At 58.7% G+C, this 21,991-nt stretch carries 19 protein-coding genes, 1 tRNA gene and 1 pseudogene; 9 read left to right on the forward strand and 12 right to left on the reverse strand.

What is annotated here, in order from left to right:
- Positions 1-99 precede the first annotated feature (99 nt).
- The 3 genes from EVC45_RS01870 to EVC45_RS01880 all read right to left on the reverse strand — a co-directional run bounded on the left by EVC45_RS01870 (position 100) and on the right by EVC45_RS01880 (position 1,280).
- Positions 100-390, reverse strand: a complete 291-nt coding sequence (locus EVC45_RS01870) for a hypothetical protein (protein WP_306770735.1) — start codon at positions 388-390, stop codon at positions 100-102.
- Complete coding sequence (locus EVC45_RS01875) at positions 377-616, reverse strand: AlpA family transcriptional regulator (RefSeq protein WP_129956349.1); 240 nt, start codon at positions 614-616, stop codon at positions 377-379. Before EVC45_RS01875 ends, EVC45_RS01870 begins: the two co-directional genes overlap by 14 nt.
- A 103-nt stretch (positions 617-719) precedes the next feature.
- Complete coding sequence (locus tag EVC45_RS01880) at positions 720-1,280, reverse strand: hypothetical protein (protein ID WP_129956350.1); 561 nt, start codon at positions 1,278-1,280, stop codon at positions 720-722.
- 366 nt (positions 1,281-1,646) lie between these two features.
- On the opposite strand from EVC45_RS01880, the gene mnmH reads away from it, so the two are divergent.
- Positions 1,647-2,705: a tRNA 2-selenouridine(34) synthase MnmH gene (gene mnmH, locus EVC45_RS01885; RefSeq protein WP_129956351.1), complete on the forward strand. Its 1,059-nt coding sequence runs from the start codon at positions 1,647-1,649 to the stop codon at positions 2,703-2,705.
- Here the strand turns inward: mnmH and EVC45_RS01890 are convergent.
- From EVC45_RS01890 to EVC45_RS01900, 3 genes are all read right to left on the reverse strand, one after another.
- Positions 2,634-3,662, reverse strand: coding sequence for a fatty acid desaturase (locus EVC45_RS01890; protein WP_129956352.1), 1,029 nt, complete (start codon positions 3,660-3,662; stop codon positions 2,634-2,636). The genes mnmH and EVC45_RS01890 overlap by 72 nt on opposite strands.
- Positions 3,646-4,386, reverse strand: a complete 741-nt coding sequence (locus EVC45_RS01895) for an autoinducer binding domain-containing protein (RefSeq protein ID WP_129956353.1) — start codon at positions 4,384-4,386, stop codon at positions 3,646-3,648. Before EVC45_RS01895 ends, EVC45_RS01890 begins: the two co-directional genes overlap by 17 nt.
- Before the next feature lie 273 nt (positions 4,387-4,659).
- Positions 4,660-4,881, reverse strand: a complete 222-nt coding sequence (locus EVC45_RS01900) for a hypothetical protein (protein WP_129956354.1) — start codon at positions 4,879-4,881, stop codon at positions 4,660-4,662.
- 726 nt (positions 4,882-5,607) lie between these two features.
- Here EVC45_RS01900 and EVC45_RS01905 point away from each other — a divergent pair.
- Both EVC45_RS01905 and EVC45_RS01910 read left to right on the forward strand, forming a co-directional pair.
- Positions 5,608-5,694 (forward strand) — tRNA-Leu (locus tag EVC45_RS01905).
- Positions 5,695-5,846: 152 nt separating this feature from the next.
- Positions 5,847-6,224, forward strand: coding sequence for an integrase arm-type DNA-binding domain-containing protein (locus EVC45_RS01910; protein WP_129956355.1), 378 nt, complete (start codon positions 5,847-5,849; stop codon positions 6,222-6,224).
- An 824-nt stretch (positions 6,225-7,048) separates the two neighbouring features.
- Here the strand turns inward: EVC45_RS01910 and EVC45_RS46545 are convergent.
- A complete protein-coding gene (locus EVC45_RS46545; RefSeq protein ID WP_248295003.1) occupies positions 7,049-7,858 on the reverse strand; it encodes a filamentous hemagglutinin N-terminal domain-containing protein in 810 nt (269 codons plus the stop codon).
- A 698-nt stretch (positions 7,859-8,556) separates the two neighbouring features.
- Positions 8,557-8,637 (reverse strand): annotated as a pseudogene (locus tag EVC45_RS01925) (transposase); the annotation flags it as partial.
- A 90-nt stretch (positions 8,638-8,727) separates the two neighbouring features.
- Here EVC45_RS01925 and EVC45_RS01930 point away from each other — a divergent pair.
- Together EVC45_RS01930 and EVC45_RS01935 are read left to right on the forward strand one after the other, a co-directional pair.
- Complete coding sequence (locus EVC45_RS01930; RefSeq protein WP_129956356.1) at positions 8,728-9,102, forward strand: cytochrome b562; 375 nt, start codon at positions 8,728-8,730, stop codon at positions 9,100-9,102.
- 38 nt (positions 9,103-9,140) lie between these two features.
- Positions 9,141-9,707, forward strand: a complete 567-nt coding sequence (locus EVC45_RS01935) for a cytochrome b (RefSeq protein WP_129956357.1) — start codon at positions 9,141-9,143, stop codon at positions 9,705-9,707.
- Positions 9,708-9,806: 99 nt separating this feature from the next.
- On the opposite strand, the gene EVC45_RS01940 is transcribed toward EVC45_RS01935, so the two are convergent.
- Positions 9,807-10,757, reverse strand: a complete 951-nt coding sequence (locus tag EVC45_RS01940; RefSeq protein ID WP_129956358.1) for a universal stress protein — start codon at positions 10,755-10,757, stop codon at positions 9,807-9,809.
- A gap of 590 nt (positions 10,758-11,347) precedes the next feature.
- Between EVC45_RS01940 and EVC45_RS01945 the strand changes: the two genes are divergently transcribed.
- Entirely contained in the window at positions 11,348-13,006 is a 1,659-nt protein-coding gene (locus EVC45_RS01945) for an AMP-binding protein (RefSeq protein WP_248295004.1), read from the forward strand.
- 68 nt (positions 13,007-13,074) lie between these two features.
- Complete coding sequence (locus tag EVC45_RS01950; RefSeq protein ID WP_129956359.1) at positions 13,075-15,918, forward strand: AMP-binding protein; 2,844 nt, start codon at positions 13,075-13,077, stop codon at positions 15,916-15,918.
- Between the two features lie 18 nt (positions 15,919-15,936).
- Here the strand turns inward: EVC45_RS01950 and EVC45_RS01955 are convergent, their stop codons facing one another.
- The 3 genes from EVC45_RS01955 to EVC45_RS01965 are packed head-to-tail and all read right to left on the reverse strand — an operon-like array spanning position 15,937 to position 20,194.
- Positions 15,937-17,130: an efflux RND transporter periplasmic adaptor subunit gene (locus tag EVC45_RS01955; RefSeq protein ID WP_129956360.1), complete on the reverse strand. Its 1,194-nt coding sequence runs from the start codon at positions 17,128-17,130 to the stop codon at positions 15,937-15,939.
- On the reverse strand, positions 17,127-19,496 hold the full coding sequence (locus EVC45_RS01960) for an ABC transporter permease (protein WP_129956361.1): 2,370 nt from the start codon (positions 19,494-19,496) through the stop codon (positions 17,127-17,129). The genes EVC45_RS01955 and EVC45_RS01960 overlap by 4 nt, the downstream gene beginning before the upstream one ends.
- Positions 19,490-20,194 carry an ABC transporter ATP-binding protein gene (locus EVC45_RS01965; protein WP_129956362.1) on the reverse strand — a complete coding sequence of 235 codons (705 nt, stop codon included), beginning with the start codon at positions 20,192-20,194 and terminating at the stop codon, positions 19,490-19,492. Before EVC45_RS01965 ends, EVC45_RS01960 begins: the two co-directional genes overlap by 7 nt.
- 280 nt (positions 20,195-20,474) lie before the next feature.
- Between EVC45_RS01965 and EVC45_RS01970 the strand changes: the two genes are divergently transcribed.
- Both EVC45_RS01970 and EVC45_RS01975 read left to right on the forward strand, forming a co-directional pair.
- Positions 20,475-21,023: a hypothetical protein gene (locus tag EVC45_RS01970; RefSeq protein ID WP_129956363.1), complete on the forward strand. Its 549-nt coding sequence runs from the start codon at positions 20,475-20,477 to the stop codon at positions 21,021-21,023.
- Positions 21,020-21,982, forward strand: a complete 963-nt coding sequence (locus EVC45_RS01975; RefSeq protein ID WP_129956364.1) for a universal stress protein — start codon at positions 21,020-21,022, stop codon at positions 21,980-21,982. The genes EVC45_RS01970 and EVC45_RS01975 overlap by 4 nt, the downstream gene beginning before the upstream one ends.
- The last annotated feature ends 9 nt before the right edge of the window (positions 21,983-21,991 follow it).

Consider the following 21,991-nt stretch of genomic DNA (forward strand, 5'->3'; position numbering starts at 1 on the left):
AGGTGCGATTTTGCAGAGAGGCAAGCCTCGAAATCGCCGGCATTTCCGCACTGTCGTCCGTCAGGTTCCGGGGGTATCCGGCGAATTCCGGAAAAAATTTTACGGCCGTTTCTTCTCCAGCAGACGGGCAAGCGCGTGCTCGGCTGCGGCGAGTTCCAGTTCGTAAAGACTGCGCGGATAACGAGGAATTTTGAGGCGGCGACAAACCACTTCGCGACCCGCGTGCCACAAGAACACCATACGAAGCAATTCCTTGTGACGAGGCCCAAGACATCGCCAAGCCGCCTCGATCCTAGCTGCGTCGATCGGATTGTAGGCGCCACGTGACGCATTGGCCCAGTTGTCGACACGGGATTGCAGCGACGCACGGGATGGATCAATCATCGTCATGCGCCCTGTCGAACGGACTGGCCGCCACGCGGTATCCGGCTGGATTGACCAAAAACGTCTCGATGTCCGACGCTCGCCAGCCGACCATTCGCCCGCCCAGCGATACTGGCCTCGGGAACGTTCCATCCTTGATGCGCTGATAGATGGTGGAACGCGACAGGCCGACGACCTGCTCAACCTGTTTGCGACGCAAGACCGCGCCTGCCACACGTATCGAATCCGACATGACTTCCGTCCTCCTGGCTTTGTGCGGATCTGTCCGGCACAGATCCGATTCAAGCAACAGGGAGCACAGACGGGGAAGTCCGTCTTACCGTCAGGACACCCCGTCAGGACCGCGACCGCGAGTATCGGCTGCCAGCAGTCTCCTTCAGCCAATCAGGTCGGATTGCGGACGCATACGTCTGCGCGCTTCGAGACGCCTCGCCGTCGGGTTGAGCTTTCAGATTCAACCGTTCGTCGATCGCCCGCGCTACGACGGACGACTTGGGCGGGTTGTTCTCGTCATAGTCGGACCAGAAAATTTGCATGACATCAAACATCCCGGAAAGAATCTCGGTGATAAACGGCAGCCGAACGGTGATCCCGTAAGAACGCTCCGACTGCTCCTCGCAGCCGCATTGCAACGTCCTCCATGATGGCGCCATCGCACGCAACGACTCGAGCTCCTGCTCTTGCCGCTCTTCTATCGCATGATGCACGGCCACCGTACGAAGTAACGCCTTTCCCATATCGCTCAGTTGTCGCTCTTTCCCTCTCAATTGCTCCGTTAGGCGGCGAACGTCAGCCTCGGCCTGGTCTAGACGCCTCTGCAGTGAATTTGGAGCAAGCGCTACGGTGCTATCGTCACGTGCTCCTGCTGGCTGACATGGGTTCTCTGAGTGATCCATGATCGTCCTCATCGCCTGCAGCGTTCTGCCGCATCACTTCCCCGTTACTTGCCACAAATCAAAACCGGACGGCGACATCGATCGTCCAGCCGACCCAAATTGCAGCACGGTCCCTTAGCGTTGACCTGCAACTCCCGCAATTCCCTCATTCGACTAATTACGGCGCCGCCTTGGGGCAGCGTATCCTGAAGTCAGACATGACACTCTGACGGCCGGTCAGTAGTAGAACGATCGTACGAGCCGGCCTGGCAGCACCTGTTGTCGGACGCAGCGCTGCAAGAAAAAGTCTAGTTCGCTGGCTGCGGGATCGGCACCACACCAAACTACATTGACTTTTAACCTTCACTGTGCTAGTTGAGGTAAAACATGTACGACGTGGATGCTTTGAAGAAGTTTGACCTGGTGATTGATGCGAGGAGCCCGCGTGAGTTCGCCGAAGATCATTTGCCGGGCGCGATAAACCTGCCCGTTGTATTCGATGACGAGTACGCCGAGGTCGGTACTACGCATCGAACTGATCCTATGCGCGCGTATCAGATCGGCGTCGCCTATTCTTTAAAAAACATTGCGCGGCACCTCGAGCTTCCGTATTTTCGGCCAAGTCGAAAAATGTCAATTCTGGTTTATTGCTTCCGGGGTGGAAAACGAAGCAAGCTCTGGGCAGACACGTTAGAAACAATTGGCTACAAGGTCGAACGCCTCCCGAAGGGTTGGAAAGGATATCGCAGCTGGGTTCGTGAAACTCTCGAAGAGATCCCTGCCCGCTTGCAGTTCAATGTACTTTCCGGTCCCACAGGATGCGGGAAGACGCGTTTGCTGATTGCTTTGAGAGAGTCTGGTGCACAGATCATCGATCTTGAAGATCTCGCTTCGCACCGAGGATCGATCATCGGGGCAATTCCCGGACGACAACAACCCACTCAGAAGCTATTCGACAGCATGTTGCTTGCCGAGCTTTATCGGCTGGACTCTTCCAGGCGCGTCTGGATTGAAGGTGAGAGCAAACGTATTGGGCAAGTTCAATTGCCTACTGCCCTGTTCGATCGAATGCATGAGGGACGTTTGTTTTCGGTCAAAACGCCGATGGCCGAGCGAATCGAAATGTGGCGTCGCGAGTATCCCCATTTCGAAAAAGACCCCGAGGGTCTAGTCACGCGTCTAAGCTATCTAAAAGCCCTCATAAGCGGCGTAACCCTACAAAAATGGATGTCGCTGGCTGAGCGTCATGAAATCGTCGCCTTGTTCGAGAGCATCATGCTGGATTACTATGATCCTGCATACTCGCGTTCCACGAAAAAAAACTACTCGCGTACCGGCTGCCCTATAGAGGTCGAACTTGAGACATTAGACCCATCATATCTTGCCACCGTCGCAAAGCGTTTGATTTCTGAGAGCGAGACGCCGACGTCGTTGACGCGTGAGTAAAATCTTTGCGCGTCGATCCATTAAGTGGTACCAAGCCGGCGGAAACAGCGCTAACCAAAGCATCTGAAAGTAGCCTGCGGGCATAGCGACGCCTTGCGAACCGAGATTCAAATATCTCACCTCACTTTCGCGGTGGTGAGCGTTGTGAAATCCGTTATTGACAAGCAGACAGTTCGACAGCCAGAAGTCGACGTCCCAAGCTGTTATCGTGGGACGGGAGGAGTCCACGACGATACCGTAATGCTGCATATATCCCACTGTTTCGACAACAAAGATGCTAACAATGGAATAGCCAATATAGAACATCGCAACTCGTACTTGCAGAACCGCTGCTATGGCCAGTAGAGACAAGGAGAAAATCAGGTTTCTAAACAAAATCAACGGTACATTCCCATCACGATATGACTGCGGAGAGAGTGAAGAGGTAAAGCCAGCCGTGTAGGATCTTCCGGCATGGCGCCACGCCGACGTTCCCAACGGCGCCGCCGAACCGAATTTCGGATTTCCCACGTGTTGATGATGTAGTTGATGTGCGAATCGATAATGCGGATAGCCGGCGACGGCGAATGCGATGTCACTTGTCTCCCTCCAGAATCTATTCGGTCGATGCGCAAGTTCATGAAGGTGCGCCATCGCGGTCGCGCTGAGCAATCCGCAAGCTGCCGCAAGTCCGATCAACTCTATCCACGACGACATGCTTGCGCGCCATGCGCCGACTCCTATCGCGACCATCCACGCGACCGCGAACCAACACGGCACTTGATCCTCAGTTGTTTTCTCGAAGACTTTCCCCGCTCCCGGAGCTCCACGGCCTATCGCCGCGTCCAGCATAGGAACAAGAAAAAGAACGATCATCGCGAACGCCCACGGTTGCCCGACAAGAAACAGACCAGCCGCGGCTATCGGCAAAGTCAGTGATAGCCAAAATGCGCTAATCGAGTTACGCCAGAAGGTCATTTACCTGAGCGAATTTAACCGCTTCCGAAATATGAGAAACCCCAATCTTGTCCTTTATCTTTTTATAGTTTCCATAGACCGTCTGAATAGAAACATCTAATTCGCGGGCAATATCTTCGGCAGTAAATCCCATCTTCACGTAGCCCATTACACGAAGATCCATTTCGGTAATTCCATGCGCCTCAACTAGCTCGCGCTTTGAGACTCGATTGAACCAATCCAGTAGCTCCGAGGCGAGCGCCCTGAAGTACAATCGATGTGCAGCGAGCTTTTTTTCCCCGACCTCCTGGCTATCGTCGGAACCGATGTACAGAACACCCAGACGGTCTGAAACGCTCGTGTGGACGGGAACGACGATTCCACTTCTGAAGCCATGTTCACTCGCGGCTGCAAGCATTTCACACTGGCCTTGCGTCTCAAGCGCAATCTCCGAACCGGTGATTGGTGCGGTGTTGCTTCGCGCATACTCCAAAAATGGATCGGTCATATACCACTTATTGGTGTTGTACATCTGGCACCATTCGGGGCTGCAGCCGATCAAAAAACGATGCGTAGGACGGGCCGCCGTCGACACTCCGGGGTAAATGGCAACGAAGACGTACGACTCTCCGCCCAGTGCGCTGACTATGGCCTTCACGCAATCGGCCAATTCGCAATCGCCACTGGCGGTGATGAGCGTTTCAAAAAGGACGCTTAGGTCTGCGGACGTCAATTGGGTGGCCATCTCTTCCGCCTCTATCCCCTTCCCGATCTCTCCAGCTATCCGAGCGTGCGACTTTCTAGAACTTGACGCCGAACCTCGTAATACAACGGGGCGAGTTCTTTCGAATAGTTATCTGCAACGGCGAATCGTTGAACATCGTACGGAACCGTTATGGGAAGCACCTGGACGGATGTCGTTTGATCTCTTTCAATCAGTCGTCGCTCCAGAACGAACCCTGGGGGGGCCCTAAAAAGACTGAGCACAACCCGCTCTCCGCCGATGAGGAGCCCGCGCTCAAAAATAAGGCTCTTCATCATCGGCTCCGTCACGGTGATTGCGATGACCACACGAGGAGCAGGCAATCCCTTCAGCGTCGATTTCTGACGTACTGGAGATAAAGTCTTCGGCGCCACACGCATCACACTCGACGATCAAACCGTTGAACACGGCACCGCAGCACTGACAAGTGAGGCGGTGAACCTCACCTGCCGCAAGGATTTCCCAGCAGTCTTCCATCGGAACACCGCATTTGGGACAGAGAAAACCCAGTTCGCATGTAGCGCTTGCCATGGCCGAAAGCTATACGAAAGAAAAGCCGCATGAGGTAATAGTTCAGCTTAGTTTGCTCGGTTTCATCTGCCAAATAGCGGGAGCCAATAGTTTGTCGACTCCTCATAATGCGAATTTCTTGAACGATGGCGTGATCTGGCTTAAGTGTTGCTTGAGCGGGGGGCGGACGACTTAGCAAAACCTCATCAATTGGGGGCAGGCTCGCAGTTGTAGAAGCCGCAATGCCCAGGACCGAGCTGGCAAAACGCCCCACTCACTGGTTCGTTCTTCGGAGAATCTAGGGTAGCGTCGTCCCGAACGAATGCTCCTCCCACGGGAGCCATAACGCGCCGCTAACATCCAAGTTTTTTGCGTATACCGATGCGTATACCATCATTATCTAATTAAATTTTTTTGTTATTTTTCAGTAGCATACTTCTCTTGTTCGAGTCCTCTCTTGGCACCAGATTCAAAAGTAGAGCCGCCTTCGGGCGGCTCTCTTTTTTGTGTAAGGCCTGGCAGTCGAGATCGCTGTTCGTGTTTCGATTGCCGGATCAGCAGGACGGTGGTTCGGTAGCGATTGCATCACTTCGCTGCGCGTTCAACCGGGCGGATGAGAAAAGCAAGTTTGTTTGAAGCAGGGATTGACAAACTTGATCATCTCGCTAAAATAGCGGTCTAGCTTGAAGACGTGCCCAGGTGGCGGAATTGGTAGACGCACTAGGTTCAGGTCCTAGCGGTGGCAACACCGTGGAGGTTCGAGTCCTCTCCTGGGCACCACAAGTTGTTCCGGCGTAAGCCGATGTAGTTCGAGAAACCCCGTAAGATCTTGGTCTTACGGGGTTTTTTGTTTTTCACAGCTCCGTTACGTTCCGCTGACGTCGGCTCTTTTTGCGTATACTCGTGCGTATACCAGAGTTGGGGGCACTTCCATGCCCAAACGTGTCGATCCGAAGTCGGAACTGGTCTTCCGTAGCGCCAAGCCACGCGCTCAGCCCTACCTGCTCGCTGACGGAAACGGCCTTGCATTGAGAATAAGGCCGAACGGCGCCCGAACGTGGTTATTGCGATATCGACGACCGAGCACCGGAAAGGAAAACTTTCTTGGTCTGGGCCCCTACCCGGACGTCTCACTCGTCGACGCACGCAAGGCAGCCGCTATCGCTCGCGGACTGGTTCGCGACGGGACGGATCCAGTCGAACATAAGAGGATCGAGTCGGCGACTCGCAGGCGTGCCGCCGAGGGCGCATTTCGGCTCGCGGCAAGGAAGTGGCTCGCTTTCAAGCGTCGGGCGGATGCGCGGTGCTAACCGGCCGTTCGCCCGAGCCGGCTCCAGAGCCGCGACTCTCACATCGGCGCACGCGTACTTAGGACCCTATATAGCGGTCCATCGAATTTGCCCGGAGCGGTCTCAGCGACATACCGCATCCGCCATTTGTTCACTGGCGCTTAACGCCGGACTCCGACCCTACGGCGCCGGCCCGGAGACGCCCTCGACGGAGTTCTGCATCTCGCTGGATCGCTGAACCGGATCGGCCTGCTCCTGCCCGACGGTTCGTGAAGTTGAATCACGCCGGATCGTTTTCAGGTAACCAACCATCCTCGATCCGCTTTATCAGCATCGTGTGATTCCAGCAGCCTCTAATGGGGAGCTTTCGCTGCTCATCGATGATCGAGCCGACGCGCCATTCCTTCTCACCATCCCACAACCACCAGTCGACCACCTTCCCGACGGCAGGATCGACAACGCCAGCCCGGAACACCGGGACGTTCTACGAATGGTCGGGAATGGCATATCTGCCGATCTTGCGAACGATACCGCGAGAGAGAGCGGCTCCCGCGCCGCCCGACACATCGCCATTGACTGTCGCGTTGCGTGTCCCCGTCCGCCCAACAGTGCCACCGCCCTGAACCGCGCCATTCACAGTGAGGTCGCGACCCGCCGTGGCGGTGATCGTGCCTGGTGCGCTCACCGTCGGGTTGAGCGTCAGATCGCCTGTGCTTTATCTGTAGCGGGAGATTATGGCCCGACACTGAGACCACGATCATCACGTTGCCGGCGCTCAGGGTCGTGTTGCCGTTCGCGGCAACCGACGCCGCATTGAGATTGCCACCCGCCGTCAGCGAGGCGTTCTACCCTGCGGACACAGAACCCGTCGCGTTGCTGTCACCCTTGGCCGCAATCGTGTAATTATGGCTGGCGAGACCGCCGCCCGACACAGTCGTGTTGCCCGCACTGGTGAGACTGACGTTCTGGCTGGTGAACGTCCAGCCGACGTTAATATCGCCATTCGAACTGACGACCACATTGCCCGCGGTCGCCGAGAGTGTGCCCTGCGTGTTCTCACCCATGCCCGCGGCAGTCGACACGATAAAGACCTGTCCGCTCGTGACCGAACCGAACTGGTTCACATCAGTGGCGACACCGCCATTGCCAATCACAGCCGCCGTATTGACAGAACCGTTCGTTGCCATGCCGGTGAAATCCGTGGCGGTCGGTGAGACGATCTGATTGCCCGCAATCAGGTTCACGAGGCTATCGGCCTGCGGCGGTGCGTTGACGTTAAGAGTCTGGCCGATGATGTCGATATTGCCCACTGTGCCCGCGATACCTGCACCCGGTCCGTTCACGCCGGGCGGCCCGTTGATCGAAAGATTGCCCGAACTCACCCTATAGGCGAGCGCACCAGCGTTTGCGCCATTCGTCGATGTTCCGCCTACGCCTGTGAGAAACTGCACCGATCCAGTGATCAGCGCCAGTCCCGGCATGTTTGTCAGTGCCATCCCGTTGACGGAAATCCCGTTCGGATTGCTGATGATGACCGTCGCTTGATTGCCAAACACCTCCAGCGACCCGAGTAAAGAGGAAAGCGCCCCGTCGACGTGACCTGATTGATGATCGTCGTAGACGTGCGTCGCGCGAGATTCGGATTTTCGCGCCAAGCGTGCCGCCCAGCAGCGGCGTTCCGCCGGTTAGGCTGCTGTTCGGCACAAGACCCTGGCTGTCAATATTGAACGACCGGTAGCTGTTCAGACTGAGGCCGTTCGAATTCGGAGCGGTGATGTTGACAGCAGGGACGCCCGTGCTTGTCTGCGTGATGGTTGGCTGGAAGGGAATCGGCGCGGCATGCGCGGTTGCATCGGCAAGCAGCACGGCCGGCGCGAAATACATCACCACTGCCATGATGCATGCCGTCACGCGCATCCATCGTGCACGCGGCGAACCGTCGTCGCAGACTGGTACAGCGAAGCGGCGCGCAGTCCTGGCACTGAAGCGTGCAAGCTCGCGCCCTAACATCTGCAAGAACGAAGGCGAAGCGACAATACCGTGTATATCGCTGAAGCGAAGGTGATCGAAGGGACGACATAGAATCGACATAGGAGACGGCCATGAGGCCGTACCCCTGCCACACCACCCGGCGTGCGAGTCCGCACGGGGCGGTTCGGAAAGTTGAGGTTATGGGAGTCGCGGCACGCCCAGCCGATCGAAGTATGCGACGGTCAGCACGCTATTCAGGAGCTTGCCGCTGTTCCGCCACCAGGGAGGTGTCAGGAATTTTGTGTGCTGAGGCCGGTTAGAAGATCTCAGTTCATGGCGCTCGTGAACCGCTCGCCGAAAAGAATGGCGAACTGATCGACCGCTTGCGCCAGTGAAACAGCTGGTTCGGATTGATGCCGTGCTGGCGAGCAATCATCGACACGGACTTGCCCGGCTCAAAACTCCGTGGTGGGCTTCCGATAGGCCTTAAGAATTCGTTAACCCGGCCTCCCTAAGATGGCAGGCGTTGACTTTCATTACCCTATCTACGCCCATGGCCAAGCTACCGATCCGCCTCGATTTCCCTAAGCTGCTGTGTGTTTCCCTGCTTGCGGCTGCGCCACTTGCCCATGCCGGGGAGATCAAGATACTGATGAAGGACATGAAGCAAGCCATGCAAGGCGCGATGGTCAGTACCACCATGCCTGAGCTGAGCGGCTACGTGACCAGGCTCGAAGACGACGCGCAACGGGCGAGCCACCTGCCTTACCGCGGCGACCAACCCACGTACGACGAAGGAATCCAGGCGCTGCGGGAAGAACTGACGGAGGTCGACCGCGCAATCCAGGCAAATGATCTGAACGCCGCCAAACAGGCGTTACGCCGGATTAACGGCACGAGGAAGCACTACCACGACCTATTGAGCTAACGGGCTTGCTCGCGCATGCACACTGAAAACCCAACCTCATGAAACACATTTACCGCTATCCTTTTTCGATCAGTATGCTGCATTGGCTGCTGGCTGTCGCGCTGATTGGCAATCTGATCATAGGCTGGATGCTCGACGATAACGAGGACTTGCTTGCACTGCACAAGTCGATCGGAATCGTCGTGCTCGGGCTGGCATTGGTCCGTGTCCTTAACCGGTTGCGCATGCGAAACCTGCTGCCGCCGTCGACCAACGCCGCAGGGACGCCAGCCTATCTCGCCGAAAAGGTCGTCCATTACTCGCTCTATGTTCTGATGCTCGCCATTCCACTGCTCGGGTGGCTGAAGACCAATGCTGCCGGGCATGTGGCCAGCTGCTTCGGGCTCTTCTCGCTGCCGACGCTAGTATCGAAAAGCCACGAGTTATCTCACTGGTTGGGCCAGTTGCATTCGCTGACGGCTTACGGGTTGGCAGTACTGGTCGGTTTGCATCTGCTGGGGGCGTTGGCGCACCGGCTGCTCAAGTCGGAAAACATTCTTCCTCGCATCCTGCCTTTGCCTACACGCGTCTTGCAACACAGGCGCGTCGCGAGGGATCGAGATTGAGCGGTAAGCACGGCATTCGGCGCTATCTTCGTCCCGGACAGGCCATTTTGGATCTTCGGCTATTCCGATGCTACGGGCATTTAGGCGTGAAGCGCGACGTCAGGTCTGGGTCGGGCGAACAAGCAACACGGGTACATGGGTGATGGCTAGCACGCGGCTAGCCACGCTGCCCAGCAGCCAGTGTGAAATCCCACGCCTTCCATGTGTACCCATGACGATCAGATCGGCGTCCCAAAGATCCGCCTCCCTTACGATGGCGTGGGGTACATCGTCGCTGGTCATGTCAGTACTGGTCATCGTGCACTCCGCCTCGATTCGTAAGCCAGCAAGCGTCGCGGCTGCCATCTGAAGAACCGCCTTGCCCTCTTTGACAAGCGCGTCCTCGAACAGGGGAAGCGGCACGAAATCGCTCATCGATACGGCCTGATCAAGAACGTGTACCACACGTAAAGAGGTCTGCTTCGTCGCGAGCTTCAGACCGAATCGAAGGGCATGCTTCGATGGTTCGCTGCCGTCGACGGCGAAAAGCACTCGTTGCGGACTGCCGCCGTTACCCCTTCCATAGGAGGCCGGAACAATAAGAATCGAGCACGGACACATCCGCGCAAGAGGCTCAGATATCGTTCCCTCCAGCCAGCGGAGTAAGCGTCGGTTCTGCCGCGTGCCAATGATGAGTAGATCGGCCTGCCATGTCCGAGCGGCTTCGAGCAGTGCGTGTGCGACATCCCACCCCTGCATGGAAAGATCGATCACCTCCGTATCGACGACTGTCTTGCCGCCCGAAAAGACGGTCTTTGCCTGGGCCACCGCGTCTTCAGCACCGTGTAGAAGCTCGTCGTGCACCGAGCTGAGGTCCACACCAACGAGTGGATCCGACGGGATCAGCCGGCGTGGATCTTCGGCAACGCTTACGATTCGTATGTGTGCCCCAGGTGCAGCAATACCGTGAGCATAGGCCGCAGCACGCAAAGAGGCTGGCGAAGCGTCTACAGCAATGAGAATGCGACCGACATCGTCGTGGTCATCGTGGTTTGAACTGGCAGTGCTCATGATGCAGTCTCCGAGGTGGTGCATTGCGGACCCGCTTGTTTCCTCAGGTTCCTGGCCGTACTTTTACGGACGGGTGATGCACTCGAACGAGAGCAACGCTTGACCGTGGATGCGCCGTCACTCCGGATAGGTTCCTCCATGCAGGCGCGCCGTCCGGATTGACGGCCGTTGACAACGCCACAGATCAATCTATTCCCCGACTCATCCTCCACATTGATCCAGGTCAAACCGCTCGCCCCCAGGATTCCCATTGCGCGGACAGAACCGCCGACGTGCTGCAGCTATCTATCGGATTCAAAGCATGGGCTGTCCCGTAGCCTTGACGCACGTCAATTTCTCATCGCAAACGAACCCTATGCTCGATCCATAGCGACACGAATCAAGTGCTGGGGGAAATCGGTTGCGAAACACCATACTCCCTGATCTCGTGATGCTGCCGCCAGAGTTCCTGATTCCCGGCCACGCCTGTCTTCGTCCACGCCTTCGCAAGAGGAGAATGCCTGCCGGACTGGTTAGACACACGTAGTCTTTAAGTGCGCAGATCTTGTTGTCCGCGCGTCTACCCCAATCCGGCAAAGGCTCGATCGACCATGAACTGCCCCAACACGGTGGACATCCCCTCCTGCGAGCCGCATGTCACAGCGATCGATGCCAAAAGTGTTCGAACATTGCCTGAAATGTTCGAGGCGGCCTGCACGCATTACGCCAGACGCCCCGCATTCAGCTCGTTCAATCACACGCTCGAATACCGGGACGTCGCGCAATATGTGCACCGCTTTTCCGCCTTTCTGGTCAACGAACTCAAGCTTGATTTCTGCGATCGCGTGGGACTGATCCTGCCGAACGGCCTACCCTATGTCGTGGCCTTCTATGGTGTGCTCGACGCGGGGCTCGTGGTCGTCAACGTCAACCCACTGGCCACACCCCGTGAGATTCAGATCCAGCTCGCCACGGCGGCGGTTTCAGCGATCGTCGTCCTGGAGAATTTTGCCTACAAACTGGACGAAATCCTTGATGAGAAGCTCGCGAACGCGGTCATATCCGTCTCGGCGGGAGATCTGCTGCCGCTGCCCATGCGCACCGCGATTGATTTTCTGCAGCGCGTTGTACGTCGCTCGATTCCACCGACTAAAAGGCAATACCGGACATTCAGAGCCGCTCTTTCGCGCCGTGACTCGAACGAGCGACATCTCCCCCCGGCCGGCCTCGACGATGTTGCACTGCTGCAATACACCGGAGGAACGACGGGCACGCCGAAATGCGCGATGCTCACGCACCGTAACCTCAGCTCGAACGTTGCTCAAATTTGCGCATGGCTTGGTGCGTCGTTCTGTTCCGCGCATCAGATCATTCTCACGCCGCTGCCGCTCTTTCATATATTCGCGTTGACCGCCAGCCTGCTGACGTTTGTCGAAATCGGCGCGCACAATGTTCTCGTAACCGATCCCCACGATCTCGCCGGGCTCATACGAACCTTGCGCCGCACGCGGCCCACCGCGCTGTTAGGTGTGAATACGCTCTTCAATGCCCTTCTCGCCGCACCACGTTTCAAGACGCTGAACTGGTCACGCCTCACCCTCGTGATCGGCGGCGGCTCACCGATTCAGGCTGGCGTCGCAGCACGATGGCAGACAGCAACGGGAGTACCGCTCATCGAAGGGTATGGACTAACCGAAGCATCGCCAGTCGTCTGTGCCAATCCGATCAATGCGAAGCACTTCTCGGGATCAGTGGGTTATCCGTTGCCTTCGACCGAACTCAGCATCCGCGATGACGCCAATGCGCCGGTCGACGCGGGTGTGATCGGAGAAGTCTGGGTCCGAGGTCCTCAGGTCATGCGCGGCTACTGGATGAACCCCGCGGAGACCGCCGAGGTCATCTCGACTGATGGTTGGCTTCGCACGGGGGACGTTGGGTACCTCACACCCGCCCACACGCTCGTGCTGGTGGATCGCAAGAAAGACGTGGTGATCGTGTCTGGCTTCAAGGTCTATCCCTCGGAAGTCGAGGCCGTGGTGTCCGCGCTGCCGGGCGTAAGTGCCGCAGCGGTAGTCGGAGTGCCGGATGAACGGACCGGACAGGCCGTGAAGCTGTTCGTCGTCCCACCCTCGAAGGATCTGACTGCCGAAATCGTGCTGCAGCACTGCCGGGCCAATTTGAGCGCCTACAAGATTCCCCGGTTCATCGAGTTCCGCGACACCTTGCCTCTGAACCAGCTCGGCAAGGTACTGCGACGCGCGCTGACTTGAAGGACCTGAAGTGTTCTTCTCGCTCTCACGCCCCTGCTGGCATCCCGACACTGAAGCGGTCAAGTGATATGAGTGATGACCTCACCAGCCGTTCACCGGCCCACGCGCAGCGGTTGCTCGAGATAGTCGGCGCTTTCGCCGCGGAGATGAGTCCAGCGGGACACAAGCCGCGGGACGTCACGTTGAGTAGCCAGTTCGAACGAGATCTTGGCCTGGACAGTCTTGCACGTGCCGAACTGCTGACCCGCATCGAGGACACGCTCGGCGTGCATTTTCCGCTTGCATCGTTCGGGCAGGCGACGACGCCCGCCGATTTACTGCGCGCACTCGCAGGAGAAGCATCCGGGCGATCCGAGGGCGTTACCGCCACGGTCGAGCTTCCAGCGCCGAGCGGTGCGCTGGACCCGCCGATTGACGCTCAAACGTTGGTCGACGCACTGCAGTGGCACGTGTCCCGACGACCCGAGCACACTCACATCGTGTTTCTCGACGAGGACGCATCGTCACATACGATGACGTATGCGGGGCTGTACGAGGCCGCCCTGCGGGTATCGCGCGGGCTGCGCCGGCTCGGCGTCAATCCCGGAGATACCGTCGCACTGATGCTGCCCACAGGCAGCGACTATTTCGCGTGCTTTGCGGGCATCATGCTCGTCGGCGCAATCGTCGTGCCGGCGTATCCGCCAGTACAGTCGGCACGGATCGACGATCACTTGAGGCGCCACGCGGCCATCCTCTCGGATGCGCGCGCGCGCGTGATGATCGTGCCCTCGCATGCGCTCGGAGCAAGCCTTCTCGCCAAGGCCCGGATCCCGGTGTTACGCGAGATCGTCGCAATGCATCAACTCATGGGCGAAACGGACAATGAACGGTATGTCCCGCTCGCGGAAGACGTCGCGTTGCTTCAGTACACTTCCGGCAGCACCGGCGCGCCAAAAGGCGTGGTGCTCACCCACGCTAATCTGCTCGCCAATATCCGGGCGATGGGACAGACTGCCCGGATCGAGGCACACGACGTCTTCGCAAGCTGGCTCCCCCTGTACCACGACATGGGTTTGATCGGCGCATGGTTCGGTACGCTCTACTTTGGCATCCCGCTGATTCTGATGTCCCCGCTGACGTTCCTCGCACGCCCAGCGCGCTGGTTGCAGGCGATCGGCCGCTACCATGCCACCATTACGGCAGCGCCCAACTTCGCCTACGAGCGATGCACGCGCCGGATCGACGACGCCGACCTTGAAAGCGTCGACCTGTCTTCGCTGCGCCTCGCATTCTGCGGCGCGGAACCCGTCAGCGCGTCAACCATGCGGGCATTCGCGTCACGCTTCGCCGGCCATGGGTTCAGGGAGAACGCACTGAACCCCGTCTACGGTCTGGCGGAAAACACGCTTGGACTGACGTTTTCGGAGCCCGGCCGAGGGGTGCGGACAGACAGTATCAGTCGTGGCCGGCTGGCGGACTCGCAGCGTGCAGCACAAGCGGAGTCGCCCGATGACGTACTCGAACTGGTTTCGTGCGGACACGCGTTACCCGGCAACCAGATCCGTATCGTTGACGCCGGCGGCAATGAGGTATCCGAAAGAACGATCGGCAGGATTGAATTTCGAAGTCCGTCCGCGACCGGTGGGTATTTTCAGAACCCGGCGCTGACCGCGCGGTTGATTCATGATGGCTGGCTCGATACCGGCGATCTGGGATACATGGCCGATGAAGATCTGTTCATCACGGGCCGCGTGAAGGATCTGGTGATTCGGGCGGGCCGTCACTTTTTCCCGTATGAACTGGAAGCCGCGGTCGGGCATCTGCCTCACGTGCGCAACGGTTGTGTGGCAGTGTGTGGAACGCCTGACGTCGAGACGGGCACCGACCGCCTGATCGTGATTGCGGAGACTCGCGAAACCGCGCCCGAGGAACTCGCGGCAATACGCACTGGCATTAACGAAGCCTCCGTGGCTCTGCTGGGCGCTCCGCCAGAAGAAGTCGCTCTGGTCCCGCCGCATAGCATTCTTAAGACATCGAGTGGCAAGATTCGCCACGCGGCCACACTGGATTTGTACCTGCGCAATCACGGCGATCTCCTGCCGCGCCCCGCGTGGCTTCAGTGGCTCGACATCGGCGTGAACACCGTTTGGCCGATCGCCCGACGAATTCGGGCCGCCGCCACGCACGCCGCCTACGGCGCATGGTGCTGGCTGATCGCAATTCTGATTGCCCTACCGACAACGTTGATGACCCTGTGGCATCCGGACACCGGGCGAAACTGGACGATTGCATCGCGCGCGGCACGCCTCGCCTTGGAGCTCGCGGGTATTCGCATGACGGTACGCGGAGCCGATCTCATCGACAGTGCGCGGCCGGCCATCTTCGTTGCGAATCACGCGAGCTATCTTGACGGCCTGGTGCTGCTGGCGGCTATCCCCATGCCGATCTGCATGGTCGCGAAACGTGAGCTTGCCGACGGATGGCTGATCGGTTCCTTCCTTCGGGCGATCGGCACGCGCTTCGTCGAGCGCATCGACTATCAGCGCATGACCGAGGACGAGCGCGAACTGGTGAAGCACGCGACGTCCGGAACCTCTCTGCTGCTCTTTCCGGAAGGAACATTCGTCAGATCCGCGGGGCTGCGGCAGTTCCGTCTCGGCGCCTTCGTGGTGGCCTGCGCATCACACCGGCCCGTCGTGCCGGTCGCAATTGCAGGCGCCCGTGTTGTGCTTCCGGATGGACAGTGGTTGCCAACGAGAGCCGACGTGACGGTCACCGTGCTCCCCGCTCTGCAACCATCAGGAGAAGACATGAAAGCGGCTGCGGTCTTACGCGACGCCGCACGCGACGCAATTGCCGGTCACTGCGGGGAACGGGCGCTCAGTGAGATTTCCCCGCTGGATGTCCCCACTCCTCACGCCACCATTTAAGCCGGCGTTATTGCAGAACTAACGATCCGCAACGCCATGTCTTGCAACGGAGACTTCGACACGGGCATTGTCCACCAGCGTACTGGGTGGATAAAGAACCACCATCGCCCGATCCGATAGCCCATTAAGAAGCTCCGCCTCTTCCGCGTTTCGCGGGCCTATTTCAACTTGCCGCAGCCTGGCTCGACCGTGCTCGACCGCGAACACCGTCCACTTCCCTTCTGTCCGGAATAGCGCGCTGACAGGCAACTTCAATGTGTCGGCTCGCTCCCATATGACGATTCTTCCCTCGACCCGATAGCCGTCGGTCAACGACTCCGGTCTTCGGCTCAGATCGGCAATGATATTCACGCGCTGCTCTTCGACGCCCAGGGCCGAAATCTTCGTGAATGCGCCCGGTTCAACAGTGCGGACCGTCGCCTCAATCGTGTCTGTGCCGCCCCAGTTCTGAACCAGAATCCGCATGCCGCGACGGACGTTGACAGCATCGGTCGACAGCACGTCCATGACAAGCTCGTAATACGATGGATCGGCGAGAACCATCACGGTTGCCCCAGCGGACACGATACGCTCGCTCTGTTCGCTGATGCGAAGAACCAGCGCATCGACGGGCGCGCGGACTTCGACCGGTTGACCCGATTCGAGGGCACTCAGATTCGCACGTGCTACGCGAACGTCGGCTTCAGCAGAGGCGGCTCGCGAGCGGGCGGCCGCATAATCACTGGCACTTGAAACCTCAGTCGAGCTCAATTGCTCCGATGCCTGGCGCGACATGGCGCCCGCGCTGGCCAGAGTACGGCCTCGTTCAGCCTCTCGATGCGCCTGATCCGCGTCCGCGCGAGCATGCGCGACTCGCGCCTCGGCTTCGCGACTGATCGCCTCGGCCACCTGCACCCGGGCCCGTTGCTGCGACAACTCGCCAGGTGCCATAGGCAGGGGGGCCAGAATGGCGACGATCTGGCTGGCCTTGACATGATCGCCTTCGCGCAACGTCACCCGCAGCAGACGGCCCGTTATCGGAGCCGCCATGACATACCGGTCATGGGCGCGAATTTCACCGTCTTCGTCGATCGTCACCTGCAGCAGCCCGCGCGTCACCGGCGCGGCATCCACGTTGATCGCTTTTGGCCACAGCGCGTACGACACCGCGCCACCGATGACGAGCGTTAACGCAACGTACAGGAACGCCTTGCGCAGATTCCGGTTGCTCATGATTCTCGCGCCTTCAATACGGCAATCAGGTCGAGGCGACGTATCCGCCACGCCACCAGGGCCCCGGAGCACGCCACCGCCCCAAGTGTCACAAGCGCCGCCGCTGCAAGGGTTGGTGCGCCTATGACAAGCGGTATGCGGTACAGATCGGTCTGCAGCCGCTCGACCAGCCACGCACAGGTGCCATAGCCAAGCAACAGGCCGAGCGGCACGGCCAACGCGGCAAGCGCAAACTGTTCGCCAAGCAGTATCCAGGCAACTTCGGACCGGCCGAAACCCAGCACCCGTAATGATGCCAATTGCTGGATGCGTTCCGAATACGCTATCCGCGCACCGTTGAAAGCGACGCCGAAGGTGATGATGCACGCGAATGCGACATTGATGCTGGTCGAAAGCCTGACGCTCTCATCGACGATTTTCCGGAAACTATCGATCACCGACTGCCGCAGCGCCACGGCACTGATTGCCGGTGTCTGCTTGAGCGTCGCATACAGTTGGCCGAGAAAGGGCCGATCGACCGCAAGATAAGCGCCCGACCAGGTCATCGCCTCTCCGGCGAGCCGTCCGAGCGCGTTCTGATCCATATATGCCCGAATGCCGACCAGATCGCCGACCAGTCCCGCCACCCTGATCTGACGCACGCGCCGCTCGCCTTCAAGCATTTCGACCGTCAGCATGTCGCCTGCGCGAACTCCGAGAGTCGCTGCAAGACGGGACGACAGAAGAATGCCGTCGGGAGGCGCGCGCAGGGGCCGGAACTGGTCGTCGATGAGCTGATGCATCCCAGGGACTGGCACGATCCCGCTCAGCGTCGTCCGTCGCGAGCGATAGCCAGAAGTCAGCTTGACCGGAAGCTCACGGAAGGGTTCGACGCGCAGCACGCCCGGCATACTCTTGAGCGAATACATCGCGCGATGGGACACCGGTTGTGCAAACATGACCGTCACATCCTGACGCTCGATGAGCCGGAACTGAATGTCGAACAATCGGTCGATTGCGTCGAAAAAGAATCCTCCGACCACGAGGATCGCAGCTGCCGACGCGATGGCCAACAACGAAAGCCAGGCTTTGACCGGCCTTCGCACGATGTTGCGGGCGATCATCCGCGACGTGACGCTCAGATGCCGATACAGGCCCGCACGCTCTCCCCAGCCGGCGGCGAAACGCTGCGGCAACTGTGCGTGCAATGCCTCCACCGGCATGAGCCTGATTGCTTTCCTGACACTTGTCCACGCTCCGAAGACCGCAGTCGCCAGACTGAGAAAGACGACACCGACAATGACAGACACATCCACGCGATACTCAAGCCGCGGGAAGCGATAGTACGTAGCGTACATGGCGGTAAGACGGGAGCCCAGCAACATGCCCGCTGCCGCGCCAATTATCGCGCCGACCACGACTACCACGCACGCGAACGTCAGGTAGTGAGCACCGATTCGTTGATTGCCGTAGCCGAACGCCTTCAGCAGACCGATCTGGGTACGCTGCATATCGATCAAACGGCTGAGCACGTTGTGCAGCAGAAACATCGCGACGAAAAAAAAGATCGCCGGAACGTAGGTTGCGGTGATCCGGTTCTGGGCGATTTCGTCGGAGATGAAGCGGTGCGATACCTGCTCTTCCCGCCCGATGGCACCCAACCCACCGTAAGGGGCCAGCAGTCGATCGACCGCTGTCGTCACTTCCCGGGGAGAGACGCTGCCGTCGAGCGCCAGCACCAGGTCGTTAAAGGCCCCTTCCATCCGGAACGCGGCTGCAACGGCGTCTTTTCCCATCCAGAGCACACCGTAGTGCCGGTTGTCGGGGAATATCGAACCTGCTCCGGCTTCGTAGATATATTCGGGCGATAGCGCGATACCGACGATTCGGAAGTGCTTCCAGCGCCCGTTGATGACTGCGCCGATGCCGTCGCCCGTATGCAATCCGTTTGCCTCGGCGAATGCGGCGCTCACGAGTATTTCGTCATCGCGTCCGGGTTCGGCGTAGCGGCCGCTTTGCAAGTGCAGCAGATTCAGCGCTGGCCAACCCTGTTCCGGAACAGAAACGACGCGCCCGGTCGCTGGTTCGGCAAGACGAGGTACATCGAGCATTACATCGAAAACGACTCTTGCCTCGGATCGCGTCACGCCCGGCAATACAGCGATACGCGATGAGACGCTGAGCGGCGCCCTCTTGAGATGGACAAACAGATCGGCGAACCGGTACGACATGTAATAGTCTTGTTGGGCGTGCAGAAGCGCCGCATAGGTACTGCGCATCGCGACAAAGGTCGCCACGCCACAGGCCACGACCATCGCCGCGGCGAACACCTGAGCGCGCATCTGCCACAGGTCTTTTCGCAACAGGCGCGAAAGCGTCGTTACCATGTCAGATCCTTCACGCTAAGCCGCTGCGTGTTCTGACGTTGCTCAACGATCGTCCCGCTGCTCATGCGCACGATGCGATGCGCCATCTCGCCGATCACTGCGTTGTGCGTGACCACGACGACCAATGTGCCGAATTCCCGATTGACCTGATCGAGCACTTCGAGGACCATGCGTCCGGTGAGAAAATCGAGTGCGCCAGTCGGTTCGTCGCACAACAGGACATCTGGGCGCTTCGCGATCGCTCGGGCGATCGCCACCCGCTGCTGCTCGCCACCCGACATTTGCGCGGGAAAATGATCCTTCAACTCTGCGATGCCAACCATCCTTAACGCTTCATCGGCGGCAATGGGACGTTCTGCAATATCGGTCACCAACGCCACGTTTTCGAGTGCGGTCAGGCTGGGCATCAAGTTGTAGAACTGAAACACGAAACCCACATGCTCACGCCGGAATTTCGTCAGATCCTGCTCTGTTGCCTCTGACAACTGGTGATCCCGATAACGGATGAAGCCGCTAGTCGGTGTATCGAGCCCACCCATCAGATTCAGCAAGGTCGATTTTCCGCTTCCCGAAGCGCCAAGAAGCACCACGAACTCGCCGGCTCCGAGGTCGAGATCGATATCGCGTAACGCGTGAACGTCAACGTCGCCCATGCGGTAAGTCTTTCGCAGCATCCGGATCGAAAAGACAATCTCCATGAATCATCGCTCCAACGCTGATTCCCGTTTGGCAGATGGGTCTGAAATCACCTGTTATGGCGCAGCGCGGGTGGGTTGCCGGGCGGAATCTGGCATCCGTTTCCAGATACGTTGCGGTCTGCCCTACGAAACGCTAGATCAAATAACGTCGGTGCGATTGATATGCGTCAAGTGATCCGAAGATATGGGGTCAATCCAAAATCTTTGATCCCCATCAAGAAAATATGGCGCATGGGGCGCCTAATGGTATTTGGCCGCCGCTGCATTCATGGAGACTCCGATGGAATTTCATTTGCACGAGGACCAGCGCAAGCTCCAAACTCCCGATTGGCGGGCAGCAATCGTTTCCGGCGCGATTGCGGCAGCTGTTCTGATGTGTGCTGCTGCAGCCGTCATCGTCGCAAAAAGCGGCAGTTCGTGGGGAGCGATCCGCATGGTCGCCGCCATTGTGATGGGAGACCGTGTGTTCGTGGAGCCAGACTCGCACGATGCCGCAGTGCTGGCGGTAGCGCTTGCCGTTCATCTGACTCTGGCGATCGGGTTTTCGGTGGTTCTGGCGGCGATCATCGAAGCGTGTCACCTTTACTCCAACGTGTTGATGACGTCGATCGTTGGAACCGTGTTCGGTGCGTCGCTCTATCTCCTGAATTTCTACGCGATGACAGCGATATTTTCGTGGTTCGTCGACGCCCGGACATGGATCAATCTCAGTCTGCACATACTCTACGGTCTCGTTACCGGGATCTCGTACATATGGATCGCCAGGCGGAGCAAATCGGCCATTGACGCTGACGCGACTCGTTCGGGTCGCACGGAGAGCAGATCGTGAGTACCACACCGAGCGCCGATGGCGCTGCTTCCTACGGCATCAAACGGATACTTGTCGCAGTTGACTCGTCATCGGTGGCCGCACGTGCAGCGGCGTATATACGCTATATGGTGGCGCCTGGTGTGCGGCTGCATATCGTAAGCGTGGCAGAGAATCCTGCTGTCCTCGTGCCGCTCGGATCGATAGCGGATGCCGAACTCCAGACCATCCGTGCAGAATTGTTTCGTGACGCCAGCGAAGCGGTTGCACATGTGAAAGAAATTTTCGCGCCGCTCGACAGCAAAGTTGATGTTGAGGTGCTCGAGCGTTCAAGGCAAGGCGGCTATACCGCCAATGCGCTGATCGATGCCGCGACCAAATGGCAAGCCGATCTGGTCGTCGTGGGTGCGCGTCAACATCACGGCTTGCTGCGCTGGGTTGAAGGAACGGTGTCCGAATTCGTTACAACCCAAGCCTCGTGCTCGGTTCTCATTGTGCCCGCCAGCTATGAAGACGAGATTCATGCTTTTCCGCGGCGGATCCTGTTTGCGCTTGACGGGAGCCGGACTTCTCTGGATGCATTGCGGTTCGGCCTGCAATTTGCAACGCCTGAGTCGAGCCTTCGAGCAGTCTATGTCGTCGATCGCGCGGTTCGCCTGACTGACCTCATACCGATCCATGTCCTTGAGGACGCGTTCAAGGACGAAGGAAACACCATACTTGCCGCCGCCGCGCGCGTCTTCGCCAATCTGCCCAATCATGTCGAAACCGGGCTTATCAAAACGAAACAGACAGGCGATGACGTGCCCCATACGATTGTCCGCGAGGCCCGACGATGGCATGCAGACCTCGTGGTCGTCGGCACGCATGGCCGGCGAGGTCTCGCCCGCTGGTTTCTCGGAAGCGTCGCCGACCGAACCGCGCGCATCACTAGTACCCCACTGCTGCTGGCGCGCCCAGGACCGAACTCTTCATCCTGAATGAACGGA

It is taken from the genome of Paraburkholderia sp. UYCP14C (assembly GCF_004197395.1).
Lineage (GTDB): Bacteria > Pseudomonadota > Gammaproteobacteria > Burkholderiales > Burkholderiaceae > Paraburkholderia.